This window comes from Bauldia sp. (assembly GCA_037200845.1).
GTDB lineage: Bacteria > Pseudomonadota > Alphaproteobacteria > Rhizobiales > Kaistiaceae > DASZQY01.
This window is the reverse complement of record JBBCGQ010000001.1, coordinates 1091829-1108819: the sequence shown is the minus strand read 5'-3', so window position 1 is coordinate 1108819 and position 16991 is coordinate 1091829. Positions and strand designations below refer to the sequence as shown.

Sequence of the window (16991 nt, the reverse complement as noted above, 5' to 3'; positions counted from 1 at the left end):
CCGACAAGGCGGCATGGCCGATCTCTCTTCCGCAAAACTTATCGCCGTCGACTGGGGCACGACGCGGCTGCGCGCGCGGCTCGTCGATGCTGCCGGCGCGGTCCTGGCCGAAGCGGCGAGCGACGACGGCATCGGCGCGCTGAACGGCAGCGGGCACGAAGCGGCGTTCGAGGCGCTGGTCGCGGCTTGGCCCGCGGTGCCGGCGATCATGGCCGGCATGGTCGGCAGCCGGCAGGGGTGGCGCGAGGCGGCGTACGTCCCCTGCCCGGCCGACGCGGCGGCAATTGCCGCGGCGATGACGCGATTTGAAACTCAGCGCCGGCGGCCGGTTGCCATCGTGCCGGGCCTGCGCGCCGGCGAGCGCGACGTGATGCGCGGCGAGGAAACGCAGATTGTCGGGCTGATCGACGCCGAAACCGCGTTCGCCGGCAGCGTCGTGCTGCCGGGCACGCATTCCAAATGGGCGAAGGTCGAGCGCGGGACGATCGCCGATTTTGCGTCGTTCATTTCCGGCGAGCTGTTTGCGCTGCTGGCGCGGCAGTCGTTCCTGCGGCACTCGGTGGCCGACCCTAATGATACGGGCGATGTCTCGGCGTCCGCCGATTTTCGCGCAGGCGCAGAGCGGGCGCGCGATGTGCCGTTTGCGGCGACGCTGTTTTCGGTGCGCGTGCGGTATCTGCTCGCCGATGCCAAGCCGGCGGACAATCTTGCCTATCTCTCCGGGCTGGTGATCGGCGGCGAGATTGCCGCCGCGGTTTCGCTCGGTCTCGCACGGTCGCCGGTGCGGATCGTCGCGGCGCCGGCACTGGCGCGGGCATATCGCGCGGCGCTCGCGGTGTTCGGCATCGAGGCGGAGGTGCGCGACGGCGATGCGACGGCGCTGGCCGGGTTGATGCGGCTGGCGCGGGCGGCGGGGATGCTCTGACGGCGCATCCTTGCGGTGTCGTCCCCACGCAGGCGGGGATCCCGGTATTCACTGAACGGGCGGCGTTTACTCCGTCCCCGCCTGCGCGGGGAGTGCGCGGATGGTGACGCGGCAACGGCTACGGCGGCGCGCCGTTGATCTCGATGATGTTGCGATCGGGATCGGTCAGGTAGACCTGCGGGAAGCCGGCGCGGCCGCTCCGGTTTATCACCATGCGCTGCAGGTCGTCCTCGGCGGTGTCCTCGCGGAAGCCTTCCGCCGTCAGGTGCGCGACGAATCCCTCGAAGTCGTCGGTGCGGAAGGCGAAGTGCATGTCGTCGCGGTCGATGCCGCGGCGGCGGAAATTGCCCGGCGGATAGACGATGACGTGCACTTGCAGGTGGCCGCAGGCGAACCACGCGCCGGCGGTCTGGAAATCCGGCCGCGCGATCCGCTTCAGGCCGAAGACGCGTTCGTAAAACGAGACGGACCGTTCGAGGTTCGTCGAAAGCAGCGAAACGTGATGGAGCGCAACCAGCGGCACTATCGTCCCCTCCCCCTTTGTTGGGCGCGGACGATAGCGCGGAGAAAGATGCCTGTCGCGGGGGCGCCGGTCGGTACACCCCGAGCGCCGGCGTTTACCGGTTCCCGCCGGGTTTCACCCCTCGGGCCGGCCGTAGGCCAGACCCGGGCGGCGGCGCTATGACGGCGAGGCTAGACCGTCAGATGCCGGCGGACGCGCTCGGTGTCTTCAAGGTCGGCGCGGGTGCCGGCGAGCACGATCTCGCCGCGGTCCATCACCGCAAAATTGTCGGCGAGCTGCTTGACGAAATCGAAGTACTGCTCGACCAGCAGGATCGCCATGCCGCCCTTCTGGCGCAGCCACTCGATGGCGCGGCCGATGTCCTTGATGATCGAGGGCTGGATGCCTTCGGTCGGCTCGTCGAGCACCAGCAGCTTCGGCCGCGTGACCAGTGCGCGGGCGATGGCCAGCTGTTGCTGCTGGCCGCCGGAGAGATCGCCGCCGCGGCGGCGGAGCATGTCGTGCAGCACCGGGAAAAGATCGAAGACGTCGGAGGGGATCGACTTGTCGGCGCGCTTCAGTGGCGCGTAGCCGGTCTCGAGATTCTCCTTCACCGTCAGCAGCGGGAAGATATCGCGGCCCTGCGGCACGTAGGCGATGCCGAGGCGGGCGCGCTGGTGCGGCGCCATGGTGCCGAGCGGCTTGCCGTCGAAGCTGATGATGCCCTTGGCGATCGGCTGCTCGCCGACGACGGCGCGCAGGAAGCTGGTCTTGCCGACGCCGTTGCGGCCCATCAGGGCGGTGACCTTGCCGACCTCGGCGGAGATCGAGACGTGACGCAGCGCCTGCGCGGCGCCGTAGTAGAGGTCGACGTTTTCGGCGACTAGCATCTTCAGCGCCCCAGATAGACTTCGATGACGCGCGGATCGGCGGAGACGTGGTCGATCGTGCCCTCGGAGAGGACGCTGCCCTCGTGCAGCACGGTGACCTTGACGCCCAGCGCGCGAACGAAGGCCATGTCGTGCTCGACGACGACGACCGATTTTTCCTTGGCGATTTCCTTGAGCAGCTCGGCCGTCGCCTCGGTCTCGGCATCGGTCATGCCGGCGGCGGGCTCGTCGACCAGCAGCAGCTTGGGTTCCTGCGCCAGCAGCATACCGATCTCCAGCCACTGCTTCTGGCCGTGGCTGAGGTTCTTCGCCTGGACGTAGCGCTTGTCGGTGAGGCGGATGATGCCGAGTAGTTCGTCGATGCGGGCCTTGGCGGCCGGCGAGAGCGTCGAGAACAGCGCCTGGAACGGGCTGCGGCCGCCGGCGAGCGCCAGCTCGAGATTATCCTCGACGGTGTGGCTTTCGAAGACCGTCGGCTTCTGGAATTTGCGGCCGATGCCGAGCGTCGCGATCGCCGCCTCGTCGAGGCGGGTGAGGTCGACGGTGCCGTCGAAGTAGACGTCGCCGGTGTCGGCGCGCGTCTTGCCGGTGATGACGTCCATCATCGTCGTCTTGCCGGCGCCGTTCGGGCCGATGATGGCGCGCATCTCGCCCTTCTCGATGACCATCGAGAGATCGTTGAGCGCCTTGAAGCCGTCGAAGGAAACGCTGACGCCGTCGAGGTAGAGCAGCGAGTTTTTCGCTTTGTCGGGCATCGCCGCTACTCCGCCGCCTGGGGATTAACGGTCTCTTCCCGGGCGGCGACGCTGAGGCCGGGCGAATTGGGCGTCGGCTCCTCGGCAGCCGACGGTGGTGCGCGGCGCCTGGCGGTGAAGAACCCGCCAAGCGTGCCGACAATGCCCTTTGGCAAGAACAGCGTGACGGCGATGAACAGTCCGCCGAGTGCAAACAGCCAATATTGGGCAAGGGCGCCAGTAGTGAAGTAACTTTTGGCGTAGTTGACGAGCACCGCGCCGACGATCGGTCCGATCAGGGTCAGGCGCCCGCCCACCGCCGCCCAGATCACGACCTCGATGGAATTCGCCGGCTCGAATTCGGATGGGTTGATGATGCCGACCTGCGGGACATAGAGCGCGCCGGCGACGCCCGCGATGCACGCCGACAGAGTCCACACCACGAGCTTGTAGTTCTCGACACGGTACCCGATGAACCGCGTGCGGCTCTCGGCGTCGCGGACGGCGACAAGCACCTTGCCGAACTTCGAGGCGGTCAGCGCGCGGGCGAGCAGGAAGGCGGCGGCGAGCGCCAGCGTCGTCGTGAAGAAGAGGACGCCGCGGGTCGAGTCTGCCTGCACGTTGAAGCCGATGATGTCCTTGAAATCGGTGAGGCCGTTGTTGCCGCCGAACCCCATGTCGTTACGGAAGAACGCCAGCATGAGCGCGTAGGTCATCGCCTGGGTGATGATCGACAGATAAACGCCGGTGACGCGGCTGCGGAAGGCGAACCAGCCGAAGGCAAAGGCGAGCAGGCCGGGGACCAGGACGACCATGATGGCGGCGAACCAGAAGTGGTCGAAGCCGTGCCAGTACCAGGGCAGCGCCTTCCAGTTCAGGAACACCATGAAGTCGGGCAGGACAGGATCGGCGTAGACGCCGCGCGTGCCGATCTGGCGCATCAGGTACATGCCCATGGCGTAGCCGCCGAGGGCAAAGAAGGCGCCGTGGCCGAGCGACAGGATGCCGGCGAAGCCCCAGATGAGGCCCACCGACAATGCGAGAAGGGCGAAGGCGACGTATTTGCCGAGCAGCGGCACCAGGTAGCTCGGAATGTGCAGCGCGAAGGAGGGCGACGTATAGAGATTCAGCACCGGCACGATCACGCCGACGGCGAGTATGATCGCCACCACGACGAGCGTGTTGGCGTCGAGCCCGCGGCCGAAGAAACGCCCGATCATGCTTCCACCGCCCGGCCCTTGAGGGCGAAGAGGCCGCGCGGACGGCGCTGGATGAACAGGATGATGAAGACGAGAATGGCGATCTTGCCGAGCACGGCGCCCGCGACCGGCTCGAGAAACTTGTTGGCGATGCCCAGCGACAGCGCGCCGACAAGCGTGCCCCACAAGTTGCCGACGCCGCCGAAGACCACGACCATGAAACTATCGATGATGTAGCCCTGCCCGAGGTTGGGGCTGACGTTGTCGATCTGCGACAGTGCCACGCCGGCGATGCCGGCAATGCCGGAGCCGAGGCCGAACGTAAGCGCGTCGACCCACGGCGTGCGGATGCCCATGGCGCTCGCCATCGGGCGGTTCTGGGTGACGGCGCGCATCTGCAGGCCGAAGGAGGTGAAGCGCAGGACGACCTGCAGCAGCGCAAACACGCCGATGGCGAATACGATGATCCACATGCGGTTGAAGGTGATCGTCAGGCCGCCGAGGTCAAACGCGCCCGACATCCATGACGGGCTGCCGACCTGGCGGTTGTTGGCGCCGAAGATCGTGCGCACCGCCTGCTGAAGGATGAGCGACACGCCCCAGGTGGCGAGCAGCGTCTCGAGCGGCCGGCCGTAGAGGAAGCGGATGACACCGCGCTCGATGACGATGCCGACCAGGCCGGACACCAGGAAGGCAAGCGGCAGCGCGATGGCCAGCGACCAGTCGAACAGCCACGGCGCCTGATTGCGGATCAGATCCTGGACGACGAAGGTCGTGTAGGCGCCGAGCATGACCATCTCGCCGTGCGCCATGTTGATGACGCCCATCACGCCGAAGGTGATGGCAAGGCCGATGGCGGCGAGCAGCAGGACGGAGCCGAGCGACAGGCCGTACCAGAGGTTCTGGATCGTGGTCCAGACGGCGAGCTCGCCCTTGATGACGGAGATGGCGCTGTCTGCGGCGGCATGAACCGCCGGCGAGGCGCTCGCGGGCAGCGACGTCAGCAGCGCGAGAGCGTCGCCGTCGGCGCGATCGCGGATGACGGCGATGGCGTCGATGATGTCGGCCTCGCTGGCGCCCGGCTGGCTGAGGATGACCGCGGCGCGCGCCTGGGTGAGCGTGCGCTTGATGGCGGGATTCGTTTCCTTGGCGAGCGCCGTCTCGAGCGCCGGCAGCGCGGTCGCATCGTGCGACTTGAACACCGCCTGCGCGGCGCGCAGGCGGGCGGCAGGATCGGCCGCAAGCAGGGTCAGCGTGCCGATCGCTGCGTCAACGGCGCCGCGAATCTTGTTGTTGAGGCGAACCGGCTTCAGGCCGGCCGGCTCCGTCGCGACAGGCGCGCCGGTAGCGGCGTCGACCAGGCTGCCGGCGTCGGTCTTGATGTAGACGTGCTTGTCGGCGGGGTCGAAGAGAAGCTTGCCGCTCTTCATCGCCTGGATGACGGCGGAAGCCTGGGGATCGCCGCTGGCGGCGACCGCACTCAGGGCGGCTTCGGTCTTCGGGAAAGAATCTTCGGCAAAGGGCGCCAGCGCATCGGCGAAGGTCGCCGCGTGGGCACCGACGGTAAGGGTGGCGATAAGCAGGAACGCGAAGACCAGGGCCTGCGTCAGGTCACGAAAGGCGCGCATCATCACTCCGGTCCGCGAAAAGCGGGAGACGGCAACGTGCCGCCTCCCCTGTCTTCGATCAGCTACGCGCTAACTCGCGCCGCCACACGTCTTGGTGACGGTGTTGTAGTTGCCGCACTTGAGCGTGACCCAGTCGGCGTCGAGGTCCTTGGAGCCCGGCAGGTAGTCGGACCAGGCGTCGCCCGGCACGAGACCGTCGGACTTCCACACGACGTTGAACTGGCCGTCCTCGCGGATTTCGCCGATGTAGACGGGCTTGGTGATGTGGTGGTTCGGCAGCACCTTGGCAGTGCCTCCGGTCAGGTTCGGAACCTCGATGCCGGGGAGCGCGGCAATGACCGCGTCGGCGTCGGTGGTGCCGGCCTTCTCGACCGCCTTAACCCAGGCGTTGAAGCCGATGTAGTGGGCTTCCATCGGGTCGTTGGTGGTGCGCTTGTCGTTGCCGATGAACTTGTGCCAGCCATCGATGAACGCCTTGTTCTCGGGCGTATCGATCGACTCGAAGTAGTTCCAGGCAGCGAGATGGCCGACGAGCGGCTTGGCGTCGAGGCCGGCGAGCTCTTCCTCACCGACCGAGAACGCCACGACCGGGATGTCGGTCGCCTTCACGCCGGCGTTGCCGAGTTCCTTGTAGAAGGGAACGTTGGCGTCGCCGTTGATGGTCGACACGACGGCGGTCTTCTTGCCGGCCGAGCCGAACTCCTTGATGGCGGCGACTTCAGTCTGCCAATCGGAGAAGCCGAACGGCGTGTAGTTGATCTTGATGTCTTCCGGCGCGACGCCCTTGGCCAGGAGGTAGGCCTCGAGAATCTTGTTGGTGGTGCGCGGGTAGACGTAGTCGGTGCCTTCCAGCACCCAGCGCTTCACCGCGCCGCCTTCGTCGCTCATCAGGTAGTCGACGGCGGGAATGGCCTGCTGGTTCGGAGCGGCACCGGTGTAGAACACGTTGCGCTCGGACTCTTCGCCCTCGTACTGCACGGGATAGAAGAGGATCGAGTTCAGTTCCTTGAAGACCGGCAGGACGGACTTGCGGGACGACGACGTCCAGCAGCCGAACACCGCGACGACCTTGTCCTGGCTGATCAGCTCGCGCGCCTTTTCGGCGAAGAGCGGCCAGTCGGAGGCCGGGTCGACGACCACGCCCTCGAGTTTCTTGCCGAGCAGACCGCCCTTCTTGTTCTGCTCATCGATCAGGAAGAGCATCGTGTCCTTGAGGGTGGTCTCGGAGATCGCCATCGTGCCAGACAGCGAATGCAGAATGCCGACCTTGATCGTGTCGTCGGCGGCATATGCCGGAAGTGCCAGCGGGGCCGAAAGTACGGCCGCCACTGCGGCCGCACCGGCGACCTTGAGCAGTGTACGCATTGTATTCCCCCTGTTGAAACTGGACGTCATTGGGAGGACGCCGCGCCAGGGTTTCGCAAACGGTGTGCCAGATATGCGAAGACGGAATCCAGATTCCGCGCGGCCTCTTCGCGCTGCGATGCTGCTTCTTTCGGCAGCGCAGCAGAGCGCGATGCTCACGGATTGATCGCGCCCAGGGAATGAGCAGTGGCAGCCTGTATTAGCGGCGGCGGCCCGCAGGCGTGTGATCGGTGTCTCACACCGGTTGCGTGTCACCTTTACCGTGCAGCGGCCCTTTCATAATGTCAGCCACCGCCCATCGGCAGGGCGGCAGCCACGCAGAGGTCCCATGCGCGTCCTTCACGCCCTTCACCGGCATCTCCTGACTGTCGTTCTTCTCGCGGTGGCTGCGGTCGCCGCCGGCAACGCCACCGCCGCGGAGCGACGCGTGATCGTCACCAACGATGCCGACTACTCCGGCTTCGATACAAAGACGGTGAAGAATGTCGACTTGCCGGCCTGCCAGGCGGCCTGCCTCTCGGACAACACCTGCCGCGCCTTCACCTTCAACACCAAGGCGGGCTGGTGCTTCCTGAAGTCGGACTTCGGCGAACTCGCCGCCTCCTCCAGCGCCATTGCCGGCCGCGTCGTCGAGGTGGCCGACCTGACGCCCAGCATCGAGAAGCAGCGGCTCGGCGAACTCACCTTCCTCGAGCAGAGCATGATCGACGAGGCGCGCACCCAGGTCGGCGACCTCAAGACGCGCTACTCGGTGAGCGGCGACAGCTACGCCGACCAGCGCAAGGCGGGCGGCGTCGCGTTCCGCACGCAATCGTATGACGCCGCGGCGGCCGCCTTCGGCGAGGCGCTGGCGCTGGCGCCGGAAGATCCGGGCGCATGGCTCGACTATGCGGTCGCCTCGCTTGCCCGCAACCCGGACAGCTATTCCGACAAGGACCGCGCCAACATCGATGCATCCGCCGCGGCCACCAACGCGTACCTCCGCGCCGAGACCAAATCCGACCGCGCCGAGGCGCTGGGCCTGCTCGGCGACGCACTCGCCAAGCGCGAAATCTGGCTGCCCTCGATCCGCGCCTATCGCGCCAGCCTGGCGATCAACAAGGTCCAGCGGGTGCAGGACTCCTACGACAAGGTGGTCGCCGAGCACGGCTTCCGCGTCGTCGACAACACGGTCGAGGCGGACAGCGCCAGCCCGCAGATCTGCGTAAAGTTTTCCGATTCGCTGCCGGTCGACCGGCCCGATCTCGCCAATTTCGTCACCGTCGACGGCGGCGAGGGCCTCGCCGTCGAGCCGCAGGACCAGCAGATCTGCATCAACGGCGTGAAGCATGGTGGCCGCTACACGGTGCGGCTGCGCGGCGAGCTGCCGGCGAAGGACGGCGAGACGCTCGGCCATCCGGTCGAGCTGTCGGTCTACGTGCGCGACCGCGCGCCGTGGGTCGGCTTTGCCGGCAATGCCTACGTGCTGCCGGCGGGCCCGGGCGCCTCGATCCCGCTCACCTCGGTCAACACCGACAAGGCCAAGGCCACGATCTACCGCATCCCGGACCGCGGGCTGGTGGACGTCGTGCGCGGCGGCAATTTCCTGTCGCAGCTCAGCCAGTACAGCGCCGAGGACATCGCCAACAGCAGCGGCGAGCAGGTCTGGGAAGGCACCGTCGACATCAAGTCGGAGCTGAACCAGAACCAGGTCACCGGCATCCCGATCTCGGACGCCGTGCCGGCCATGCGGCCGGGGGTCTACGTCATCACCGCGGCGCCGGCGACCGGCAACGGCGACGACTACGGCCCGGTGGCGACGCAGTGGTTCATCGTTTCCGATCTCGGGCTGACGGCGCTCTCGGGCGACGACGGCATCCACGTCGTCGTGCGCTCGCTGTCGAACGCGCAGGCGGTTGCCGGCGTCGGCCTGCAGCTTCTGGCGGTGAACAACGAGATTCTGGGCACCGCGCAGACCGATGGCGACGGCTCGGCCGTCTTCGAGCCGGGGCTCGCCCGCGGCACCGGCGGCAACGCCCCGCAACTGGTGCTCGCCGGCACGCCGACAGGCACGGACTTCGCCTTCCTCGATCTCACCCGCGCCGCCTTCGATCTCACCGACCGCGGCGTCGACGGGCGCCCTGCCCCGCAGAAGCTCGATGCGTTCCTGACGCCCGAGCGCGGCATCTATCGCCCCGGCGAGACGATCCACCTGACCGGGCTGGTGCGCGACACGCACGCCAAGGCGGTCGACGATCTGGCGATGACGCTGATCGTCGAGCGGCCGGACGGCGTCGAGTACAAGCGCGACACCCTCAGCGACGCCGGCCTCGGCGGCTACAGCGACGACATCGTGCTGCAGGACAACACGATGCGCGGCTCGTGGCAGATCAGCCTCTATGCCGACCCGAAGGATTCGCCGATCGCCGAGACGACGGTGCTGGTCGAGGATTTCGAGCCGGAAAGGCTGGCGCTGACCGTCGACACCGACGCCAAGGTCTATGACCGCACCGGGGCGACCTCGATCAACCTCGAGGCGCGCTACCTCTACGGCGCCGCCGCGCCCGACCTCACCGTCGAGGGCGAGGCCGTACTGATGCCGACCGACACGATCGACGCCTTCCCCGGCTACAAGTTCGGCCTGGCGGAGGAAAGCATCGACCCGACCCGCGACACGCTGGACATCGACGCGACCACCGACGAGGACGGCAAGGCGACGTTCGACGTGACGCTGCCGACGCTGCCCTCCTCGACGCGGCCGTTCAGCGCCAACCTCATCCTGCGCGTCGCCGACACCAACGGCCGCGCGGTGGAGCGCACCCTCGCCCGCCCGGTTTCCGCGGCGGGTCCGATGATCGGCATCAAGACGGCCTTCGACGGCGACGTCGAGGAAGGCGCCTCCGCCGGGTTCGACACGATCCTGGTCGGCCCCGACGGCAACCGCATCGGCAAGGCCGGCGCCACGTGGAAGCTCGAGCGCATCGAGTCGGACTACCAGTGGTACCGCACCAACGGCACGTGGAACTACGAGCTGATCACGACCGCCTCCAAGGTCGATGGCGGCACCGTCGACTTCAAGGCGGACGGGCCGGCGCGCATCAATTCGTCGGTGAAATGGGGCGACTACCGCCTGACCGTCAGCGACGGCGACAGCACCGCGTCGAGCGTCGAGTTCTACGCCGGCTGGTACCGCGCCGTGGCGTCGTCCGACACCCCGGACACGCTGCAGGTAGCGCTCGACAAGCCGGCTTACCAGATCGGTGATACGGCGAAGCTTCGCCTCGACCCGCGCTTCGCGGGCACGGCGCTCATCCAGGTGATGGACGACCGGCTGATCGCGATGAAGACGGTGGACGTGCCGGAGGGCGGCACCACGGTCGATCTGCAGATCACCGAGGATTGGGGCCCGGGCGCCTACGTCACCGCGACGCTCTACCGTCCGATGGACGTGGAGGCGAAGCGCATGCCGGCGCGCGCCGTCGGCCTGACGTGGGCGAAGGTCTCGCCCGGAGACCGGCTACTCAACGTGTCGCTCGACGTGCCGGACGAATTGCGTCCGCGCGGGCCGATGACGATCCCGTTCACGATCACCAACCTCAAGCCGGGCGAGAATGCGTTCGTCACCATCGCCGCGGTCGACGTCGGCATCCTCAACCTCACCAACTTCAAGACGCCGGCGCCGGACGACTGGTACTTCGGCCAGCGCAAGCTCGGCATGGAGATCCGCGACCTCTACGGGCTGCTGATCGACCGCATGCAGGGCGTGCCGGGCGCGGTGCGCTCGGGCGGCGACAGCGAGGCGGTGCGGCTGAAATCGCCGCCGCCGACGCAGAAGCTCCTGGCGTTCTACTCCGGCATCCTCGCCGTCGACGATCAGGGTAAGGCGTCGGTGACCTTCGACGTGCCCGACTTCAACGGCAGCGTCCGCATCATGGCGATGGCGTGGTCGGCGGGCGGCGTCGGCCATGTTGCCAAGGACGTGCTGGTGCGCGACCCGGTCGTGGTGACCGCGAGCGTGCCGCGCTTCCTGGCCGTCGGCGACTCCTCACGTCTGCTGGTCGAGCTCAACAATCTTTCGGGACCGGCCGGCGACTACACGCTGGCGGTCGCGACCGGCGAAGGCATCGGCTTCAAGGACGAGGACGCCACGCGCAACGTGACGCTCGCCGAGAAGCAGCGCGTCGCCTTCAACATTCCGATAAGCGGCGACAGGGCCGGCGACTTCGACATCAACGTGACGCTGACCGCGCCCAACGGCGAGACCTTCCCGGCGAACCTGATGCTCGGAATCCGTCCGCCGGGAACGCCGGTGACGCGGCGTAACGTCGTCTCGGTGGCGGGCGGCGGTTCGCTCACCATCGACGGCGAGCTGCTCACCGATTTCGTGCCGGGCACGACGTCGGTGGCGGTGTCGCTCGGCGGCGCCGGGCCGCTCGACGTGTCGGGCATCCTCGATGCGCTCGACCGCTACCCGTACGGCTGTGTCGAGCAACTCACGTCGCGCGCGATGCCGCTCGTCTATCTCGACGACGTCGCGGCTTCCATCGGGCTTGCGGCCGACGCGGACGTGCGGGCGCGGGTGCAGAAGGCGATCCAGGGCGTGCTCGCCGACCAGGCGGCGTCCGGCAGCTTCGGCCTCTGGGGGCCGGAGGGCGCCGGCAACGACCTGTGGCTCGATGCGTACGTCACCGACTTCCTGACGCGCGCCTCGGAGAAGGGCTACCAGGTGCCCGACCTCGCCAAGACGCTGGCGCTCGACAACCTCGCCAACCGCATCGCCTATGCCAACGACTTCGAGTCGGGCGGCGAGGACATCGCCTATTCGCTCTACGTGCTCGCCCGCACGGGCCGGGCGGCGATCGGCGACCTGCGCTACTACACGGACTCGAAGCTGACCGCGTTCTCCACCCCGCTCGCCAAGGCCCAGATCGGCGCGGCGATGGCGCTCTATGGCGACCGGCAACGGGCCGGGCGCGCCTTCAACGCGGCGATGGCCGACGTCTACAAGCAGGAGGCGAAGCCCTTCTGGCGGCGCGACTACGGCACCATCCTGCGCGACCAGGCGGCAGTGCTGACGCTTGCGGCGGAGACCAACGAGGACAGCGTCGATATCCGCACCCTCGCTTCGCGCATCGCCGCGAACGAGATGAAGAAGACCTACACGAGCACGCAGGAGAATTCGTGGATGCTGCTCGCCGCGGCGGCCCTCATCAAGGATTCGGCGAAGACCGATTTCTCGATCGACGGGCAGCGCATCGCGGCGCCGCTTTTCCGCCGCTTCTCCGGCGACCGCGTCGAGCAGACGCCGGTCGAGATCGAAAATCTCGGCGCCGACAAGCTCGACGCGATCGTGGCGGCGACCGGCGTGCCGACGACGCCGGATCCCGCCGGCGGCAACGGCTTCAAGATCGAGCGGACGTACTACACGCCCGACGGCGAGGAAGCCGACATCGCCACGGTGAAGCAGAACGACCGCTTCGTGGTCGAGATCAACGTGACCTCCGACCACGACTACGGCGGCCACCTGATGATCACCGACCCGATCCCGGCCGGGTTCGAGATCGAGAATCCCGACATCTCGACGGGCGGCTCGGTGCAATCCTACGACTGGCTGTCGACCTCGACGGCGACCCATACCGAAGCACGCACCGACCGCTTCATCGCCGCGGTCGACCGCGATGACGGCTCGTCGACCGACATCACGGTCGCCTACTCGGTGCGCGCCGTCTCGCCGGGCGTCTTCGCCCAGCCGGCGGCGACGGTCGAGGACATGTACCGGCCGGAACTCTTCGCCCGCACAGGCACCGGCACGGTCGAGGTGGTCGGGCCGACGCGGTAGCTGGATGAGTGACGGTCCGCGGCCGGCAGTGATCCTCCCCCGCGGCGCGGGGGAGGTGGCGCGTAGCGACGGAGGGGGCGGCCCCCTCCACCGGCTTCGCCGGTCCCCCTCCCCCGCTTTGCGGGGGAGGATCAAGTTCGCGGTCGCCAGCGCGGCATTCCTTCTTGCGGCGGTCGGCGTCGTCGGGTTCGCCGCCTGGCAGACGGTCGGCGAAATCGAAGCGTCGCTGCCGGATTTTCCTGCGGCTTCCGCCGTGCCGACCTCGACCATCGTCGTCGACCGCGACGGCAAGCTTCTGCGGCCGTTCACCATCGTCGACGGGCGGTGGCGGCTGCCGGTGAAGCGGGCGGAGGTCGACAAGCGCTATCTCGACATGCTGGTCGCCTACGAGGACCGGCGCTTCTCGACCCATGACGGCGTCGATGCCTGGGCGCTGGTGCGGGCCGCCGGGCAGTTCGTGCTCGCCGGCGGGCACATCGTCTCGGGCGGCTCGACGCTGACCATGCAGGTGGCGCGGCTGATCGACGACAGCGGCACGCGCAGTGTCACCGGCAAGCTCAGACAGATAGCGATCGCGCGGAAGCTCGAGACGCAATTCTCCAAGGGCGAGATCCTCGACCTCTACCTGACGCTGGCGCCTTACGGCGGCAACATCGAGGGCATCCGCGCGGCCAGCCTCGCCTATTTCGGCAAGGAGCCGGGGCGGCTGACGACGGCCGAGGCGGCGCTGCTGGTCGCCCTGCCCCAGTCGCCCGAGGCGCGGCGGCCGGACCGGGATGCCGCGGCGGCGCAAGCGGCGCGCGACCGCGTGCTCGACCGGCTGGCGTCGGCCGGCGCCATCGACGCCGACACGGCCGATGCGGCCAAGACCGAGCGCGTGCCGGATGCGCGGCGGCCGTTCCCGATGCTGGCGCCGCATCTGGCGCAACAGGCGGTGGAGGCGCGGCCCGGACAGGCGGTCGACAAGCTGACCATCTCGCGCGACCTGCAGGCGTCGCTGCAGTCGCTGGCGTCCGACCGCATCAAGGCGATGGGGCCGAAGCTGTCGGTCGCCATCGTGGTTGCCGACGTCATGTCGGGCGCGATCCTCGCTTCCGTCGGCTCTGGCGGGCTGTTCGATGAGCAGCGCGACGGGCATGTCGACATGACGCGGGCGGTGCGCTCGCCGGGCTCGACGCTGAAGCCGCTGATCTACGGTCTCGCCTTCGAGGCGGGGCTGGCACATCCGGAATCCCTGATTGAGGACCGGCCGACCGGCTTCGGCGGCTACGCGCCCGAAAACTTCGACGGCTTCCACCGCGGCACCGTGACGGTGCGCGAGGCGCTGGAGCAGTCGCTCAATGTGCCGGCGGTGATCGCGCTGAACGCGGTGGGGCCGGCGCGGCTGATCGCGCGGCTGAAGCGGGCGACGGTCAACGCCGTGATGCCGGACGCCTCGGCGCCGGGCCTCGCGGTCGGCCTCGGCGGGCTAGGCGTGACGCTCCGCGACCTGGTCGCGCTCTACGCCGCGATCGCGCGCGGCGGCACGGCGGTGACGCTGCGCGACGGCATCTCCGACGCGGCGCCGATCGAGTCAGGGGCGCCGGTGCTGTCGCCGGCTGCGGCCTGGTACGTCACCGATATCCTCAAGGACGTGCCGCCGCCGATCAACGGATCGCCGGGGCGCGTCGCCTACAAGACCGGCACGTCGTACGGCTACCGCGACGCGTGGGCGATCGGCTTCGACGGCGCGCACGTCATCGGCGTGTGGATCGGGCGGCCGGACGGCACGCCGGTGGTCGGCCTGTCGGGCATCGTCTCGGCGGCGCCGATCCTGTTCGAGGCATTCGACCGGCTGGGCCCGAAGCGGGCGCCGCTCCCCGGCCGGCCGCCGGATACCATCGTCGCCGACACGACCTCGGCGCTGCCGGCGCCGCTCCGCCATTTCCGCATGCCGGGCGAGCCGACGATGATCGATCGCGACCTGCCCGAGATTTCGTATCCGCTCGACGGCGTGATGGTCGATCTCGGCATCAAGGAAGGCGACCCGACGCCGCTGGTGATCAAGGTGCGCAACGGGGCGCCGCCGTTCACCTTCTTCGTCAACGGCGCGCCGATCGCGCGGGTGCCGTTCGGCCGCGAGGAATCGTGGCAGCCGGACGGGCCGGGGTTCGTGACACTTTCCGTCGTCGACAAGGACGGGAAATCGGATCGGGTTACGGTGTTCGTCGAGTAGGCGAGACCGTTACCCCTCCCCAAAACGCCTTCGGCGTTTTGACCCTCCCGCAAGGGGAGGGTTCGTCGTGTTGAAACATCTCGCCCCAACAAACTCCGCTTGAGCCCTCCCCTTGCGGGAGGGCCAAAACCGCACTTGCGGTTTTGGGGAGGGGTCCGGCGCTCTGCGTCGTCCTGCGGCCTACCCCGCTGTCGACCAGGGCCCGTGAAAGCCCTTGGCAGTGGAGTCGGTGCGCTCGAAGCCGTGGGCGCCGAAGAAGTCGCGCTGGCCCTGGATCAGGTTCGCCGTCGTGCGGCCGGTGCGCGACAGGTCGAAATAGGCGAGCGCCGACGACAGCGCCGGGACCGGAATGCCGCGGAGCGCGGCGGTGGACACCACGCGGCGGAGGGCGCCTTCGCTACGCTTCAGGTTCGAGGTGAACGGCTCGATCATCATCAGGTTGGCGACGCTGCCGGCCGAGGTGTAGGCCTTGGCGATGTCGTCGAGGAAGACGGAGCGAATGATGCAGCCGGCGCGCCAGATCTTGGCGATGGTGGCGAGCGGCAGGCTCCAGCTCCACGCTTCCGAGGCGCGGGTCATGACGGCGAAACCCTGCGCGTAGGCGGCGATCTTGCCGGCGAGCAGCGCCTGCTCGAGCGCGGTCAACGCCGCCTTGCGGTCGCCCAGCGCGTCGCCGATCTTCATCGGCGCGGCGCCGAAGATTTTTTCGGCGGCGAGGCGGCCGGTGCGATCGGCGGAGAGGCCGCGCGCCGAGACGGCGGCCTCGATCACCGTCGCCGGAACGCCGAGATCCTGCGCTTCCATCGCCGACCAGCGGCCGGTGCCCTTCTGGCCGGCGGTGTCGAGGATGACCTCGACCAGCGGGCCGCCGGACTTCGCGTCCTTGGCGGCGAGCACCTTGGCGGTGATCTCGATGAGGTACGACTTCAGCGCACCCTCGTTCCACTTGTTGAAGACGTCGGCCATCTCGTCCGGCTTCATGCCGAGGCCGTCGCGCATCACGCCGTAGACTTCGGCGATCATCTGCATGTCGGCGTATTCGATGCCGTTGTGGATGGTCTTGACGAAGTGGCCGGCGCCTTCCGGGCCGACCAGCGCGGCGCACGGCTCGCCCTCGAACTTGGCCGAGATGTCGAGCAGGATTTTCTCGATGCGGCCCCAGGCCTTCGGCGTGCCGCCGGCCATGATCGAGGGACCGTGGCGCGCGCCCTCCTCGCCGCCGGACACGCCGACGCCGAGGAAGTCGAAGCCCTTGGCCATGTATTCGCCGACGCGGCGGCGGGTGTCGCGGAAGTTGGCATTGCCGGCGTCGATGATCATGTCGCCGGTGGCGAGTTCGGCGGCGAGCTCGCCCGCGACCTCGTCGACCGGCGCGCCGGCCTGCACGAGAATGATGACGGGGCGCGGCGGCGTGATCGCGGCGGCGAGTTCCTTCATCGTATAGCAGGCGGTGAGGCGCGGGCGGAGGTTGCCGGCTTCGGCGATATAGGCGTCGGTCTTGGCGGCGGTGCGGTTATAGACCGCGACGTTGTGGCCCTTCTCGGCCATGTTGAGCGCGAGGTTCGCGCCCATGACGCCAAGCCCCACCAACCCGATATCGGCCATCCCACTTCCTCCAGGCATTTCCTTGTGCGGCGGGGCGTTGACGGCGCCCTCGCCTTTCAAAACGCGGCAGACACTAGGGAAGATGCGCCCGACAAACAATTGGATTCGGG

10 protein-coding genes are annotated in these 16991 nt (G+C 68.2%); 3 read left to right on the top strand and 7 right to left on the bottom strand.

Translation table 11 applies throughout. From position 1 onward, the window contains the following. Positions 1-13: 13 nt before the first annotated feature. The gene (locus WDM94_05315; protein MEJ0012046.1) at positions 14-925 is read left to right on the top strand and encodes a 2-dehydro-3-deoxygalactonokinase; all 912 of its coding nucleotides are present in this window, start codon (positions 14-16) and stop codon (positions 923-925) included. A 118-nt stretch (positions 926-1043) separates the two neighbouring features. Here WDM94_05315 and WDM94_05310 read toward each other — a convergent pair whose 3' ends face one another. From WDM94_05310 to urtA, 6 genes are all read right to left on the bottom strand, one after another. Further along, the gene (locus tag WDM94_05310; GenBank protein MEJ0012045.1) at positions 1044-1448 is read right to left on the bottom strand and encodes a VOC family protein; all 405 of its coding nucleotides are present in this window, start codon (positions 1446-1448) and stop codon (positions 1044-1046) included. A 170-nt stretch (positions 1449-1618) separates the two neighbouring features. Continuing rightward, on the bottom strand, positions 1619-2317 hold the full coding sequence (gene urtE, locus WDM94_05305; GenBank protein ID MEJ0012044.1) for an urea ABC transporter ATP-binding subunit UrtE: 699 nt from the start codon (positions 2315-2317) through the stop codon (positions 1619-1621). A gap of 2 nt (positions 2318-2319) precedes the next feature. After that, positions 2320-3072 (bottom strand): urea ABC transporter ATP-binding protein UrtD, encoded by a 753-nt coding sequence (urtD, locus tag WDM94_05300; GenBank protein ID MEJ0012043.1) that lies wholly within the window; start codon positions 3070-3072, stop codon positions 2320-2322. A gap of 5 nt (positions 3073-3077) precedes the next feature. Then, positions 3078-4271 carry an urea ABC transporter permease subunit UrtC gene (gene urtC / locus WDM94_05295; protein MEJ0012042.1) on the bottom strand — a complete coding sequence of 398 codons (1194 nt, stop codon included), beginning with the start codon at positions 4269-4271 and terminating at the stop codon, positions 3078-3080. Then, the gene (gene urtB / locus WDM94_05290) at positions 4268-5881 is read right to left on the bottom strand and encodes an urea ABC transporter permease subunit UrtB (protein MEJ0012041.1); all 1614 of its coding nucleotides are present in this window, start codon (positions 5879-5881) and stop codon (positions 4268-4270) included. Before urtB ends, urtC begins: the two co-directional genes overlap by 4 nt. 66 nt (positions 5882-5947) lie before the next feature. Next, complete coding sequence (urtA, locus tag WDM94_05285) at positions 5948-7243, bottom strand: urea ABC transporter substrate-binding protein (protein MEJ0012040.1); 1296 nt, start codon at positions 7241-7243, stop codon at positions 5948-5950. Between the two features lie 328 nt (positions 7244-7571). On the opposite strand from urtA, the gene WDM94_05280 reads away from it, so the two are divergent. Both WDM94_05280 and pbpC read left to right on the top strand, forming a co-directional pair. Continuing rightward, complete coding sequence (locus WDM94_05280; protein ID MEJ0012039.1) at positions 7572-13061, top strand: alpha-2-macroglobulin family protein; 5490 nt, start codon at positions 7572-7574, stop codon at positions 13059-13061. 118 nt (positions 13062-13179) lie between these two features. Beyond that, a complete protein-coding gene (gene pbpC / locus WDM94_05275) occupies positions 13180-15276 on the top strand; it encodes a penicillin-binding protein 1C (GenBank protein MEJ0012038.1) in 2097 nt (698 codons plus the stop codon). Between the two features lie 180 nt (positions 15277-15456). Here pbpC and gndA read toward each other — a convergent pair whose 3' ends face one another. After that, a complete protein-coding gene (gene gndA, locus WDM94_05270) occupies positions 15457-16881 on the bottom strand; it encodes an NADP-dependent phosphogluconate dehydrogenase (protein MEJ0012037.1) in 1425 nt (474 codons plus the stop codon). Between the last annotated feature and the right edge of the window lie 110 nt (positions 16882-16991).

Excerpts from the sequence above, each read along its gene's own strand:
- urtA (MEJ0012040.1), bottom strand. The coding sequence starts at position 7,243 with ATGCGTACACTGCTCAAGGTCGCCGGTGCGGCCGCAGTGGCGGCCGTA.
- gndA (MEJ0012037.1), bottom strand. The coding sequence starts at position 16,881 with ATGGCCGATATCGGGTTGGTGGGGCTTGGCGTCATGGGCGCGAACCTC.
- urtE (MEJ0012044.1), bottom strand. The coding sequence starts at position 2,317 with ATGCTAGTCGCCGAAAACGTCGACCTCTACTACGGCGCCGCGCAGGCG.
- WDM94_05315 (MEJ0012046.1), top strand. The coding sequence starts at position 14 with ATGGCCGATCTCTCTTCCGCAAAACTTATCGCCGTCGACTGGGGCACG.
- urtD (MEJ0012043.1), bottom strand. The coding sequence starts at position 3,072 with ATGCCCGACAAAGCGAAAAACTCGCTGCTCTACCTCGACGGCGTCAGC.
- urtB (MEJ0012041.1), bottom strand. The coding sequence starts at position 5,881 with ATGATGCGCGCCTTTCGTGACCTGACGCAGGCCCTGGTCTTCGCGTTC.
- WDM94_05280 (MEJ0012039.1), top strand. The coding sequence starts at position 7,572 with ATGCGCGTCCTTCACGCCCTTCACCGGCATCTCCTGACTGTCGTTCTT.
- urtC (MEJ0012042.1), bottom strand. The coding sequence starts at position 4,271 with ATGATCGGGCGTTTCTTCGGCCGCGGGCTCGACGCCAACACGCTCGTC.